The organism is Xanthomonas sp. NCPPB 3959 (genome assembly GCF_056675575.1).
Genome location: NZ_JBWWVR010000035.1, coordinates 1 through 12,603, shown reverse-complemented (window position 1 = coordinate 12,603; position 12,603 = coordinate 1). Strand labels below are relative to the sequence as shown.

Here is a 12,603-nt window from a genome sequence, read left to right as displayed (position 1 = left end):
GTCTGCGCTACCGCGTCGTTGATTTCCACCACCTGCAAGGTGTCGGCATTGCAGATCAGCGTGGGCACCGGAGTGATGCGGAAGGCCTTGGCGAAGCGTTCTTCGCTCTGCCGCAAGGCCAGCTCGGCGCGACGCCGCGGCTCCAGATCCATGAAGGTGAACAGCATGCAGGCTTCTTCGCCGATTTCGATCGGCTGGCCGGCCACCACCACCATCTTGGTGGTGCCATCGGGCAGGCTGAGTTCGGCCTGCATCTGCGGGATGGTGGTGCCCTCGTTGAGGCGCTCTAGCGCCAGTTCGCGGCGGTCGGCCAGTTCCAGCACATCGACCTCGAACACGCTCTTGCCCACCACCGCTTCGCGCGTATAGCCGGTCATTTCCACAAAGCCCTGATTGACCTTGATATAGCGCTGATCAGCGAGCCGGCAGATCACCGCAGGCGCCGGGTTGGCGTTGAAGGTGCGTTCGAAGCGCTGCTCGGCGCTGGCCCAGTCGCTGGCGTCGGCGACGATCAGCACCAGGCAATCCGGCGCGCCTTGTGCGTCGGTCAGCACCAGGCTACGCACGCGGTGTACCCATTGCTCCTCGGTGCCGGCGCGCACCACTTCCACCACCACATCGTTGAAGACTTCGCCGGCGATGACACGGTCGATGGGGTAATTGCCGGCGCTCAGGCGATGGTTGTTGCGATAGCGCAGCTGGAAGCGCTCGCGGTATTCGCTCACCGTGGCGCCCAGGTCTTCCAGCACGCTTGCGCCATGCATGGCCAGCGCGGCCTCGTTGGCCCAGGTGATGGACTGATCCGGCTCGACCAGAATCACGCCCTCGCTCAGCCCGGTGATGATCTGCTGCAGCTGGCGGCGGTTGGTGGACTGGGGCGGGCTGCTGGGCGGCGCGGTTTCACTCGCTGACGACATGGGGTGACCTCGGGTAACAACGGCGATGGAAAGCAGGCAATGGACACCAAGGGTGGCGGCACACGGTAGCCGCTGCCTGACGCGAATGCACTAGCCGCACTGGTGCATTCGGCTCAGGCATGGGCGCGGCACGCCTTACACACTGGGCGCCCATTTCTACCGTTGTGAGGCACTCCCATGGCACAGGTCGTTCGCCAGTCCACTCTCGCCCCCAGGATGTCGTGGGGCGCCGTGCTTGCCGGCTGCACCTTCGCGCTGGTGACCTATCTGACGCTGAGCGTGTTGGGTACCGCAATCGGTGCTTCCACCATCGATCCGCTGCGTGAAGCCAACCCGGTCAGCGGGCTGGGCACCGGTGCGGGTATCTGGCTGGCGTTGAGCACGTTGATCTCGATCGGCGTAGGCGCGTTCGTCGCCGGCCGCCTGGCCACGGTACGCGGCGGGCTGCACGGTCTGTTGAGCTGGGCGGTGACCTCGTTGATCACCACCTGGTTGGTGGCGGCGCTGGCCAGCAACGCGGTAGGTGCGGTGTCGGGCGTGGTCGGCAAGGGCTTGTCGCTGACCGGGCAGGGCATCGCCGCTGCGGCGCCAGCGTTGGGCAATGGGGTGCAGGATGAATTGAAGAAGCAGGGTATCGCGCTGGATTGGGGTGACCTGCGCGGCCAGCTGGACACGGTACTGCGCCAGACCGGCAAGGCCGAACTCGATCCTGAGCGCCTGAAGGCTCAGGCAGAGACCGCAGGCAACGACGGCAAGGCCACCGCCACCGATGCGGCGCAGACCCCGCAGGCCGCCTCGGACGAACTGGCCGCGTGGTTCGACCGTGTGCGTGCGCAGGCCAAGCCGGCCATCGATGCGGCCGACCGCGATGCGTTGATCAACCTGATCGTGGCGCGCACCGGTAAATCGCGCGCAGAAGCCGAGCAGATTGCAGACAACTACGCGCAGAGCTACCAGAAGGCCGTGGCCCAATACGAAGCGCTCAAGCGCACCGCCGAGCAGAAGGCGCGCGAGGCCGGCGATGTTGCGGCACGCGGCATCTCGCGCGCGGCCTGGAGCACCTTGGTGTTGTTGATCCTGGGCGCGGGCATTGCGTTTGCCGCCGGGCGTGCGGGTCGCCGCACCGATCCCGTTGTGATCGACCCGGTTGTGGGGGTGTGAGATCTCTTGTCGAGGTGTCAGGTTAACGGTTGGGGAACCGTCACCTGTTGCAAGGTGTCCTTGGTCCCAAGGTGCGCCGAGTTAGGAGTGACACTGAGCAAGCAACCGGGGTAACCCCTTCTCGGCGAAGGATGCCAAGACTCGCTCTCCACCGGGCCATCTAGGGATGGTCCGGTGTTTTTTTGCGTGGAGATATTGCGTGTTTGCCGCTGTGTGTTCGGGGCTTGGAAGTGGGTTGATTACTCGACTTTCTTTGTACGTTTTTTGCGACTTGCGTTGACACTAGGTCTGCCGGTTTTGTGCGAGTGCTTCGGTCTGCTGCGGGCGCTTGCACGCGTACCGGCGTGGGACACGCCGCAAGTACGTCCGTGTAGGCTCTTACGCGGCATCCATGCCGCGTAAGGTCCCACGCCGGTACGCGTGCAAGCACCTTCGGATGTTGTCGGTGGCTGATGGAAAAGCGACGGCATTGCTTGCCGATCCGCAGTCGCGAAAGGTGGGGGCGCGGTGTCGTATCCGGGGGCGGGACCATGTGGCGGCATGGATGCCGCCACTGAGCCTCCACGGACGGATTCACGGCGTGTCCCGACACCGGATGCGGCGCCGCGCACAAGCCGACCCCGCACATGACGCCTGCCAGTTTTACGCGACTGCTTCGTTCACCGAGGGCGCTTGCATGGATGCGATGGATCCGCATGCACGCTGACAATCCCTTCGCGATACCTGCGCAGAAGCGTGCATCGATCGCTGCGCTGTACGCGTGTTTTCAGACGCGTTGCGTCACCCGGCCGGCCATCACTCCACGCTGGACGCTACCAGCCGCTGCCACAGCGCAGCGTTGGCCTCGTTGTCCGGTTCCAACGTGGCCAGCACGCTCAGCGCGTGGTCTTGATGCTCGGCGCCGTGGCGGGCGAGCATGGCAAGCGCGGCAGCCAGCCGGCCGTAACGCAGGGCCATGCCGAGCGAGGTGGTCAGCAGGGTGGTGTCGTGTTCGGGGCGCTGCTCGTCCAGCGCGGTGCTCAGCGAGGCCGGCAGCTCCCAGGCGGTGGCGATGGTCTTGGCGACCGTGGCGGTGTGGCGTTCGACCAGGGCGGCGGCCACTTCCAGGCTGTAGGGCAGCGACGGGCGTTCGGCGTAGGTGTCGCGCAACACACGCAGGATCACCACCGCGCCCAGGCCCTGCAGCAGGCCGGCCAGCTGCGCCGACAAGGTGTCGCCGCCGCGCTCGCGCATGTAGGCGGCCGCGGCGGTGGCGGTGCGCAGCGCGTAATCCCACACTGCGGCAGGCAGGCGCGAATAGAGGCCGCCATCCAGGCTCAGCACCGGCTGCATGACCGCTGCGGCGACGATCTGGCGCACGCCCTCGGTGCCGATATGCACCACCGCCCGTTCCAGGCTTTCCAGCGGGCCGCCTTGCGGGCGGTACAGCGCGCTGTTGGCGATGCGCAACAGGTTGGCGGCCAGCGCCGGGTCCTGCGCGATGATCGCGGCGATGCCGCGGCCGGAGGCATCCGGGTCGTTGACCGCACGCATCAGCTGCGGCAACAGCTGCGGGCGGCGCGGCAATAGCTGCGGCCGCAGGTCGACATGTTCGAGCGCGCTGGCCACCGCCGCCAGCACATCGGCCTGCGCAGGATCGACCGGCAGGCTGCCATCGGCCAGCGATGGGGTGGACATCACCGCGGCGTACATGCGCCGCAGCAACGGGCGCATCGGTGGCGGCCCGGACGGCAATGGCTGCGGTGCAGGAGCGGTGTGCGCCTGCGTGTGCGCTTGCGCCTGCTCGTGCACAGGCGCCAGTTCCGGCGTGACCGTTGGCGCGGCGTGCGGAGTGGGTGCGATAGCCGCGGCGGGCGCGGCAGCTGCGCTGATCGTTTGGGCACGATGGCGCAGCAGCAGCCAGGCGATGACACCGGCGAGTACCAAGCCGGCAAGGAGTCCGGCAGCAAGCAGCAACACAATCACGGGCGTCATGGGAATTTGTCTGAGCAGTGCTGCGACTATCCGCGAAGCCGGTCGCGGCGGCAATGTGGGCGCCAGGAGCTGCCGCAGTGCAGCAGTGCGTGGCGTGTCTTCAGATTGACCGCTGCGCTGCACGTCACGCTAACGCAGCGGGGACCACTATGCGTCACCAGCTGTGCAGCCCTAGAGCATCTAGGCAGCTTAAAGGGTGCAGGCATCCGCAGTTGGACCATCTTTCACGACAGACACCGCGCACTGCGCGGTGTCTTCGTTTGTGTGTGGTGATGGGCGCGCGCGCTGGTTAGCGGGCACCGTCATCGCGGCACAGCCGCGCTACAGCCTGCCCTGTTTCCACAGCCGCACGATTTCGGCCGGCGCATGTTCTTCGGGAATGCGCAGCGGTTCGCTGGCACCGTCCCAGGCGATGCTGAAATAGCGTCGGTCGCCGCCACCGGCCTGCGGGCGCGGCAGTGCATGCACCAGGCATTGGTCCAGCAACGTGCGCAGGTGCAGGCGCTGCGCATCGTCCAGTTCATCCATCACCAGTTGCCGCTCGCGGCGCATGGCCGGGAACGCGGCCACGCCGCCCTCGCGTGCAAGACGCAAGGTTACGCCCAACTCCACCGGCGGCAACTGTGGGCTCATGCCAGCACGCCCACGTCGCGCCAAGCCTGTTGCACGGCGAGTGTCTCCACACTGTTGGCGCCGTAATCGGCGCTGGCGACGCTGACAGTGCGTGCGGCAAAGGTGGCGAAGTCCGCACCCGCAGCCAGTTCGCCACCGGTGAGCGTGCGGTACCAGATGCGGCCGGTTGTTTCCCACGCCGCGCCGCCGATCGCCACCGCAGCGCGATAGAACGCGTGATTGGGAATGCCGGAGTTGTAATGCACGCCGCCATCGTCCTCTTGCGTGTTGACGTAGCCGGCCATGGTGGCCGGTTGCGGATCTTTGCCCAGTGCAGGGTCATCGTACGCGGTGCCGGGCGCCTGCATCGAGCGCAGGCCCACACCGTTGATGCCGGGCATCAATAACCCTGCGCCGATGATCCAGTCGGCCTTGCTTGCGCTCTGGCGCAATGCGTACTGCTTGATCAGCACCCCGAACACATCCGAGACCGATTCGTTCAATGCACCCGATTGCCCCTGGTAAATCAGATTGGCGCTGCGCTCGGTGACGCCGTGCGTGAGCTCATGGCCGACGACATCGATGGCGATGGTGAAGCGGTTGAAGACCTCGCCGTCGCCATCGCCGAACACCATCTGCTCGCCATCCCAGAAGGCGTTGTCGTAGCCGCGCTCGTAATGCACGCTGCCGATCAACGGCATGCCGGCGCCATCGATCGAGTTGCGCCCGTACACCGTCTGGAAGAAATCATGCGTGGCACCTAGATAGTCATACGCCTCGGTCACTGCCACATCGTCGGTGGCTGCAGCGCCTTCGTCGCGCACCAGGGTGCCGGGTAATGCGGTGCCGTGTTGCGCATCGTAAATACGCCGCTGCACCGCTTGCGTGGCCGGTGCGGCATCTGCGACGAGCGCCTCTGCGCGTGCGAGCAGGCCGCGCGCACGCTGCTGCCGCAGGAACGCGGTGATGTGGCGGGACAGCTGCGCGCAGTGGCGTGCATGCTCGGGCGCCGCCTGCGCCACATGGTCCAGCAAATACGGCGGCAGAATGCCGGCACGGCGCGGGGCGACGGACGCAGACATAAGCGGTCTCCACAGTGGGATGCGCTCGCGACTATGCCCAGGCCTGGTTTAGGAAAACGTTAGGCCGGCCCGGATCACACGCCTGTGGCGTGTTGCGATAGGTCTGGCGTTCATTCCAGCTGCGCCAATGCCTGCTGGATCGGCGTCTGCCCGTCGATGAAGCCGACGGTCTTGCCGATGGTGGCCGGCGTTGCCAATGCCGCCGCGATCACCTGCGCCACGTTGCCGCGCGAGACGCCGCCGTCGGCATCGCCGCCCGGATCGCGGGTGATGTGGCCGGTTGGCGCATCCTGGGTCAGCCGACCCGGCCCCAGCACGGTCCAGTCCAGCGTGGTATCGCGCAGATGTGCATCGGCGGCGGCCTTGGCCTGCGCATAGGCGAAGAAGCCATCGTCCGGCCCGATGCCGTGTTCCAGCCCGGCACCGAGATAGGACACCATCACGTAACGGCGCACGCGCACCTGTTCGGCGGCATGCATCGAACGGATTGCCGCATCGCGATCCACCGCATAGGTGCGCGCCGCATCGCCACCGCCGGCGCCGGCCGACCACACCACCGCATCGTGGCCGGAGAACGCTGCGGCAATCGCATCGGTATCGGCGTGTTCGATGTCGAACAGCAACGGCGTGGCGCCATCGGCAATCACATCGTCGGTGTGCTCGGCATTGCGGAACAACGCAGTCACTTGATGCCCACCGCGCACCAATAGCGGAGTAAGCAAACGCGCGACCTTGCCATGGCCGCCAATCAACACGATACGAGACATCCACCACTCCACCACTGCGCGCCGCAAGGGCGCGGAATGCCACCATCCTCGCCAATGCGGTGCTAAGGAGGTGTTATCGCAGCGGCAATCAACTTTTTATTCTCAGCGTTTGTCTTCATTGCATCGAACCCACGTCGCCCGCTATGTGCAAGGTATCGGCAGCAGCCAATACACCGGCTCAAAACGCGCATGGCGCAATGACCGCATCGATCGCATCTGGGACACTATGCGGCCCCTGTGTGTGCGAGATGCCGATGACCACCTCCCCTGATTTGCGTCCACGCGTTGGATGTGGCGCCTTCATCCGCCGTGCCGATGGCCACTTGCTGCTGGTGCAACGCGGGCGTGCGCCCGAGCAAGGCCATTGGGGCTTGCCAGGTGGCAAAGTGGACTGGATGGAAACCGTCGAAAACGCCGTGGTGCGCGAAGTGCTCGAAGAAACCGGCCTGCATGTGCACCTGCAACGCGTGCTGTGCATCGTCAGCTATTTCGAGCCGGATCTGACGCCACCGGAGCATTGGGTCGCGCCGGTGTATCTGGCCGCCATCCACGGCAGCGAACACGCGGTGCGGCGTGAGCCTGAGGCCATCCTCGCTATCGGTTGGTTCGCGCTGGACGCACTGCCATCGCCGCTGACCACCTCCACGGTGCAGGCATTGCAGCATCTGCACGCGCAAGGCCTGCCGGCCTCTACAGACTAAGCGCGGCACGTCATCGCAGCTGTCTGGCGTTATCCTCGCCGGCTGACTGCCTGGGAGGGCAACGCATGGCACACCATTGGTGGACACGAACGGTTGTTTTGCTGCTGATCGGCTACGTAGGCACTGCATACGCTGCAGCGGCAGAGACGGCACAACCCGCTGCAACCGCACAGGACGGCATCCGGCATGTGAGTGCATTCGCGCTGCCGGTCTCTGAGTATCTGAGCCCGGAGGCACGTGCGCATGTGGCTGCAGAAGTCGCGCGCGTCGATCCGTTGGCCAAGGCCGACAACGCCACGCTACTGACGCAATTGCCCAGCATCCGCGCCGACACCGAACGTTGGGCCGAAGGCGTGATCGCGCAGCTGCGCACACGCTACGCGGTGGAGATCACCCCCGAGACCTGGAACGGCGTGCCGGTGTTGCGGGTGGAGCCACGCACGCGCACACCCGAACAGGCAAAGCGTTTGCTGATCGAGCTGCATGGCGGCGGATTCGTGATGGGTAGCGCTGCCTCGTTCGGCCTGATGGAAGCCATCCCGATCGCGGCGATGACCGGCATGAGCGTGGTTGCGGTGGACTACCGGATGGGCCCGGAGCATCGCTTCCCGGCCGCCAGCGAAGATGTGGCGGCGGTGTATCGCGCCGCGCTCAAGACCTACGCCCCGGAGCGTATCGGCATCTTCGGCTGCTCGGCCGGCGGTGTGCTCACCGGCGAGTCGCTGGCATGGTTTGCCAAGGAGCGCCTGCCGATGCCGGCGGCGGCGGGCATGTTCTGCGCCGCTGGCGACGCGCGTTATCGCGGCGATTCGCGTGTGGTGGTCGCCGCGGTGAACGATGCCTTGCTGCCGGACAAGGCCGGAGCGCTGCCGATCATGGAAGACCTGTATTACGGCGAGAACGTGGACTTCCATGACCCGCTGGTGTCGCCGGTGTTCTCCGATGCGGTGCTGCGCCAGTTTCCGCCGACCTTGTTTCTCACCGCCACGCGTGCAGCCGAACTGAGCGCCACGGCCTATACGCATGCGCGCCTGGTGGATCTGGGTCGCGAATCGGACTTGCACGTCTGGGACGGGCTGGGCCATGGTTTCCACCTCACCGAGACACTGCCGGAAAGCCAGCAGGCGTTGCGGGTTACTGCACGCTTCTTCAGCAAGCATCTGGGCCTGCCACCACCGGCATTGGCCGCGCCACACTAACGCCACGCTGACATCGACTAGGCACCGCGCTTACATCTTCTCGCCTAGGTTGAGACGGACCGGCGCTGCACTTGCAGTGCCGACATTGATCAGGAGAGTCGGATGAGTCTGCAAATTCCTCAGGGTGCATTGGTGGTTGTGGCCGATGGCGGCGAAGCACGTTGGTTCACCAACACCGGCAACGAAGCCAAGGTGGTGCTGCGTCAGCACGCACGCACCGATGTGCAGAACGTCGATGACGACGGCCCGGCCGGCAAGGCGCCGCAGGATCTGAGCAACGCGGATCTGGACGAAATGACTTTCGCCAAGCAGTTGTCGCATGCCTTGAACGATGGCGCGCTGAAGCACGAATACACCCATCTGGTATTGGTGGCCGACCCGACCACGCTAGGCCGTGTCCGCCCCTTGCTGCACAAGGAAACACAGCAGCGCCTGGTGGGTGATCTGGCCAAGGACCTCACCAATCTGCCGCTGGAAGACATCCAGCGCGCGCTGTCCTGATAGCGGAGCACGCGCGCGATGGGGTTTGTTCGCGAGTACGCCACGCAGGCACCTGAGCGCAGCGAGGTGGATGCACAGGCCGGGCTGCAGGTGCTGGAGTTCGGCACCGATTGGTGCGGTCACTGCATGGCCGCCCAGCCGCTGTTGCAAAAACTGCTGGGTGGTTTCGAGGCGGTGGATTACCGCAAGTTCGAAGATGGAAAAGGGCGGCCGCTTGGCCGCTCTTTCCGCGTGAAGTTATGGCCAACCATCATCCTGCTGCGCGATGGCGAAGAAGTCGCGCGCGCGGTGCGCCCGCAGACGCGCGAGGATCTGCAGCCGTTGTTGGCAGTGCTGGGTGAGCCTGCGATTTAGAGCGGCTGACAAAACTATTGCGCTCACCGCAAGGTGGGCGCGGCCGTTGCTGTATGCGTTGAAACGCCTTGAAAACACGGTGTTTTGGCAAAGCTGCGCCCTCGCGCCTGCAGCGATCTGCACGCTGTAGTAACATGTGCGGCTGATCAAGCCCCTGGGCACTTGCCCACCCCTTGGTCGTCTGTCCCGCAGCGTCGCTGAGTTTTCGCGGCCGTCCGGGAATGCCTCCGGTGTCATCCCCTGCATGTGCGTTTGCCATGCGCGCGCGATGTGCTGTGTCCTGTGCGTTGCCAGGGCGAGTGGGCAGCGATGGCCGCACATGGAGACCAAACATATGCACGACACGCGCACGATTGCCTCGCACTTCGGTTGGTTCAAGCGCCGTCGCCAACTGCAACTGGACGAAGTCACCGTGGTCGACCGCCCGATGCTGCGCAAGGCCGTGGGTGCGGCCGCACTGGGCAATGCGATGGAGTGGTTCGACTTCGGCGTGTACGGCTATCTGGCGGTGACGCTAGGGCAGGTGTTCTTCCCCGCGAGCAATCCCACCGCGCAGTTGATTGCGACCTTTGCCACGTTCACCGTCGCATTTTTGGTGCGGCCGATCGGCGGGATGGTGTTCGGCCCGCTCGGCGACCGCTACGGGCGGCAGAAAGTGCTGGCGGCCACCATGATCCTGATGGCGTTGGGCACCTTCAGCATCGGCTTGATCCCGTCCCATGCAACCATCGGCGTGTGGGCGCCGGTGTTGTTGCTGTTGGCGCGGCTACTGCAGGGCTTTTCCACCGGCGGCGAATACGGCGGGGCAGCGACCTTCATTGCCGAATACGCCACCGACCGCAATCGCGGCCTGATGGGCAGCTGGCTGGAATTCGGCACGCTGGGCGGTTACATCGCCGGTGCGGCCACGGTGACGGCATTGCACATGGCCTTGAGCCAGACGCAGATGCTCGAGTGGGGCTGGCGCATCCCGTTTCTGGTCGCCGGCCCGTTGGGGTTGCTGGGCCTGTACATGCGCATGAAACTGGAAGAAACCCCGGCGTTTCGTGCCTATACCGCGCAATCGGAACAACGCGAACGGCAAACCGCAGGGCAAGGCCTGCTCACGCTGCTGCGCCTGCATTGGCCGCAGTTGCTCAAGTGCGTTGGGCTGGTGCTGGTGTTCAACGTTACCGACTACATGCTGCTGACCTACATGCCCAGCTACCTCAGCGTCACCATGGGCTATGCCGAGAGCAAGGGCCTGTTGCTGATCATCCTGGTGATGCTGGTGATGATGCCGCTCAACATCGTCGGCGGCCTGTTCAGCGACAAGCTTGGCCGCCGCCCGATGATCATCGGTGCCTGCATTGCCTTGTTCGTGTTGGCGATCCCGTGCCTGATGCTGATCGGCAGTGGCCACGACGGGCTGATCTTCGCCGGGCTGATGCTGCTCGGCCTGGCGCTGGTGTGCTTCACCAGTTCGATGCCCTCCACGTTGCCGGCGCTGTTCTACACACCGGTGCGCTACAGCGCGCTGTCGATCGGCTTCAACGTCTCGGTGTCGTTGTTTGGCGGCACCACGCCGTTGGTCACTGCCTGGCTGGTGGAGCGCACCGGCGACCCGCTGGTGCCGGCGTACTACCTGATGGGCGCGGCCGCGATCGGGTTGGTGACCATGCTGTTCGTGCGCGAAACCGCCGGCTTGCCGTTGCGTGGCTCACCGCCGGCCGTGGCCACCGATGCCGAAGCACGCGCGCTGTTGCAGGCCGATAGCCCGGTGACCGTGGATGCGCAGCTGCCACTGCGCACCGCGCCCTCCATGGGCCAGCCGCGCACGGCGTAAGCGGGCTCGGCGCAGTGGATGCGCGTGATGCGCACCGGGCTCAGTGCACGTTGGGCGCAAGCATGTCGGCCGAGGGCATGCCTTCGCCGGTTTCCACATAGCGTTTGAGGCTGCTGCCCAGGAAGAAGCGCCAGCCGCGCGCGCAGGCCTCCTTGCATGGCGATTCGCGATAACCGGACTGGACGAACTCCACCTGCGTGCCCTGGCTGGTGGAGTGCAGCTCGAAGCGCATCACGGTGCCTTTCCATGCATCCGAATCGAGCATGTTGGAGTCGTGGCAACGCCAGCACACCAGGCGATGATCGGCGCCCTCGTCGATGCTCAACTCCACCCGCCAGCCCTGACGGCTCCAGTCCAGCCGCACCCTGCCGTTGCCCAGGCTCACCTCGCGCGTCCACCAGCGGGCCAGCTGCCTTGGCTCGGACAGCGCAGCGGAAACCACTTCCGGCGCGGCGGCAATGACGATGCTGTGGCGGATCTCACGATTCATCGGGTGGGCATTCGCAGCGTAGATACCGATGATCGCGCATTTTGCAGGCCAATTGCAGGATTGTCCTGGCACTGCACAGTTCGCTCGTCTAACGCTCACATGGCGCTGGGTACCATCGGGGCGGACCCCTAACGACGAAGAACAGGCATGACGACGCTTCCGATACCAGTGATGGACGTTGCCGCGCAACGCGATCTGGCCACGGCGCACGCGCTGTTGGAAAACCCCGGTGTGGCAGCGCAACTTGCCAACGCGCTGGGCGCGCCGATCGAGAGTCTGATCACCAAGCGGCTACCGAAAATGCTGACCCGCAGCATCGATGGGGTCACCCGCCGCGCATTGCAGGTGGCAATGAAATCGGCATTGCTCAGCTTGCGCGGCCAGGCCGATACGCAGCAGCCCGCCTCCACCGCGCGGCACACCATGGTGGTTGCTGTCGCGGGCGGCGCAGGCGGATTTTTCGGATTGCCCGGTCTCTTGGTGGAGTTGCCGGTGACCACCACGGTGATGCTGCGCTCCATCGCCGATATCGCACGCTCGGAAGGCGAATCGCTGCACGATCCGGAAACGGCGCTGGCCTGTCTGGAAGTGCTGGCGCATGGCGGACGCAGCGTCAGCGATGACGGTGCGGAGTCTGGCTATTTCGCCGTACGCGCGGCCATGGCGCAGCAACTCAGCGCCGCCGCGCATTACGTGGCCGCACATGGTTTCGCAAGCAAGGGCGCGCCCGCGCTGGTGTCGTTGGTGTCGCGCGTTGCGGCCAAGTTCTCGGTCAACGTCGGCGAAAAACTCGCCGTGCAGGCGGTGCCGCTGGTGGGTGCCGTGAGTGGCGCAACGCTCAATACCGTGTTCATGCGCCACTTCCAGGCGATGGCACGCGGGCATTTCATCGTGCGTCGATTGGAGCGGCGCTTTGGAGAAGAGGCCGTGCGGCGTGCGTATGACGCATTGCCTGCACCGCGTTGAGATCCAGACCGCATCTCATCTGCCGGCCGCGCAACACGCATTGCTCGCAACCAA

At 65.3% G+C, this 12,603-nt stretch carries 13 protein-coding genes; 7 read left to right on the top strand and 6 right to left on the bottom strand.

The genetic code is table 11. From position 1 onward, the window contains the following. Positions 1 to 917 (bottom strand): PAS domain-containing protein (locus AC1KVG_RS21595; protein ID WP_481095778.1); only part of this gene is annotated, 917 nt, incomplete at its 3' end. Between the two features lie 177 nt (positions 918 to 1,094). On the opposite strand from AC1KVG_RS21595, the gene AC1KVG_RS21590 reads away from it, so the two are divergent. After that, positions 1,095 to 2,078 carry a hypothetical protein gene (locus tag AC1KVG_RS21590; protein WP_481095777.1) on the top strand — a complete coding sequence of 328 codons (984 nt, stop codon included), beginning with the start codon at positions 1,095 to 1,097 and terminating at the stop codon, positions 2,076 to 2,078. 795 nt (positions 2,079 to 2,873) lie between these two features. Here AC1KVG_RS21590 and AC1KVG_RS21585 read toward each other — a convergent pair. From AC1KVG_RS21585 to AC1KVG_RS21570, 4 genes are all read right to left on the bottom strand, one after another. After that, the gene (locus tag AC1KVG_RS21585) at positions 2,874 to 4,052 is read right to left on the bottom strand and encodes an HDOD domain-containing protein (RefSeq protein WP_481095776.1); all 1,179 of its coding nucleotides are present in this window, start codon (positions 4,050 to 4,052) and stop codon (positions 2,874 to 2,876) included. Between the two features lie 321 nt (positions 4,053 to 4,373). Then, positions 4,374 to 4,685, bottom strand: a complete 312-nt coding sequence (locus AC1KVG_RS21580) for a protealysin inhibitor emfourin (protein WP_481095775.1) — start codon at positions 4,683 to 4,685, stop codon at positions 4,374 to 4,376. Then, positions 4,682 to 5,746 carry a M4 family metallopeptidase gene (locus tag AC1KVG_RS21575; protein WP_481095774.1) on the bottom strand — a complete coding sequence of 355 codons (1,065 nt, stop codon included), beginning with the start codon at positions 5,744 to 5,746 and terminating at the stop codon, positions 4,682 to 4,684. Before AC1KVG_RS21575 ends, AC1KVG_RS21580 begins: the two co-directional genes overlap by 4 nt. Positions 5,747 to 5,856: 110 nt before the next feature. Then, positions 5,857 to 6,513, bottom strand: coding sequence for an SDR family oxidoreductase (locus AC1KVG_RS21570; protein WP_481095773.1), 657 nt, complete (start codon positions 6,511 to 6,513; stop codon positions 5,857 to 5,859). Positions 6,514 to 6,767: 254 nt separating this feature from the next. Here AC1KVG_RS21570 and AC1KVG_RS21565 point away from each other — a divergent pair, with 254 nt between their 5' ends. From AC1KVG_RS21565 to proP, 5 genes are all read left to right on the top strand, one after another. Next, positions 6,768 to 7,214 carry an NUDIX hydrolase gene (locus AC1KVG_RS21565; protein WP_043889624.1) on the top strand — a complete coding sequence of 149 codons (447 nt, stop codon included), beginning with the start codon at positions 6,768 to 6,770 and terminating at the stop codon, positions 7,212 to 7,214. 65 nt (positions 7,215 to 7,279) lie between these two features. Next, positions 7,280 to 8,413 carry an alpha/beta hydrolase gene (locus AC1KVG_RS21560; RefSeq protein ID WP_023902012.1) on the top strand — a complete coding sequence of 378 codons (1,134 nt, stop codon included), beginning with the start codon at positions 7,280 to 7,282 and terminating at the stop codon, positions 8,411 to 8,413. Between the two features lie 102 nt (positions 8,414 to 8,515). Beyond that, positions 8,516 to 8,914, top strand: coding sequence for a host attachment family protein (locus AC1KVG_RS21555; protein ID WP_006453262.1), 399 nt, complete (start codon positions 8,516 to 8,518; stop codon positions 8,912 to 8,914). An 18-nt stretch (positions 8,915 to 8,932) separates the two neighbouring features. Further along, a complete protein-coding gene (locus AC1KVG_RS21550) occupies positions 8,933 to 9,268 on the top strand; it encodes a thioredoxin family protein (protein WP_104551788.1) in 336 nt (111 codons plus the stop codon). 334 nt (positions 9,269 to 9,602) lie between these two features. Further along, entirely contained in the window at positions 9,603 to 11,093 is a 1,491-nt protein-coding gene (proP, locus tag AC1KVG_RS21545) for a glycine betaine/L-proline transporter ProP (RefSeq protein ID WP_481095779.1), read from the top strand. A gap of 40 nt (positions 11,094 to 11,133) precedes the next feature. Here the strand turns inward: proP and AC1KVG_RS21540 are convergent, their stop codons facing one another. Next, entirely contained in the window at positions 11,134 to 11,583 is a 450-nt protein-coding gene (locus tag AC1KVG_RS21540) for an SRPBCC family protein (protein ID WP_074056272.1), read from the bottom strand. Between the two features lie 171 nt (positions 11,584 to 11,754). Between AC1KVG_RS21540 and AC1KVG_RS21535 the strand changes: the two genes are divergently transcribed. After that, on the top strand, positions 11,755 to 12,549 hold the full coding sequence (locus AC1KVG_RS21535; protein WP_043888808.1) for an EcsC family protein: 795 nt from the start codon (positions 11,755 to 11,757) through the stop codon (positions 12,547 to 12,549). Positions 12,550 to 12,603: the final 54 nt, after the last annotated feature.

Excerpts from the sequence above, each read along its gene's own strand:
- AC1KVG_RS21570 (WP_481095773.1), bottom strand. The coding sequence starts at position 6,513 with ATGTCTCGTATCGTGTTGATTGGCGGCCATGGCAAGGTCGCGCGTTTG.
- AC1KVG_RS21535 (WP_043888808.1), top strand. The coding sequence starts at position 11,755 with ATGGACGTTGCCGCGCAACGCGATCTGGCCACGGCGCACGCGCTGTTG.
- AC1KVG_RS21540 (WP_074056272.1), bottom strand. The coding sequence starts at position 11,583 with ATGAATCGTGAGATCCGCCACAGCATCGTCATTGCCGCCGCGCCGGAA.
- AC1KVG_RS21560 (WP_023902012.1), top strand. The coding sequence starts at position 7,280 with ATGGCACACCATTGGTGGACACGAACGGTTGTTTTGCTGCTGATCGGC.
- AC1KVG_RS21550 (WP_104551788.1), top strand. The coding sequence starts at position 8,933 with ATGGGGTTTGTTCGCGAGTACGCCACGCAGGCACCTGAGCGCAGCGAG.
- AC1KVG_RS21590 (WP_481095777.1), top strand. The coding sequence starts at position 1,095 with ATGGCACAGGTCGTTCGCCAGTCCACTCTCGCCCCCAGGATGTCGTGG.
- AC1KVG_RS21580 (WP_481095775.1), bottom strand. The coding sequence starts at position 4,685 with ATGAGCCCACAGTTGCCGCCGGTGGAGTTGGGCGTAACCTTGCGTCTT.
- AC1KVG_RS21565 (WP_043889624.1), top strand. The coding sequence starts at position 6,768 with ATGACCACCTCCCCTGATTTGCGTCCACGCGTTGGATGTGGCGCCTTC.
- AC1KVG_RS21555 (WP_006453262.1), top strand. The coding sequence starts at position 8,516 with ATGAGTCTGCAAATTCCTCAGGGTGCATTGGTGGTTGTGGCCGATGGC.
- AC1KVG_RS21585 (WP_481095776.1), bottom strand. The coding sequence starts at position 4,052 with ATGACGCCCGTGATTGTGTTGCTGCTTGCTGCCGGACTCCTTGCCGGC.
- AC1KVG_RS21575 (WP_481095774.1), bottom strand. The coding sequence starts at position 5,746 with ATGTCTGCGTCCGTCGCCCCGCGCCGTGCCGGCATTCTGCCGCCGTAT.
- proP (WP_481095779.1), top strand. The coding sequence starts at position 9,603 with ATGCACGACACGCGCACGATTGCCTCGCACTTCGGTTGGTTCAAGCGC.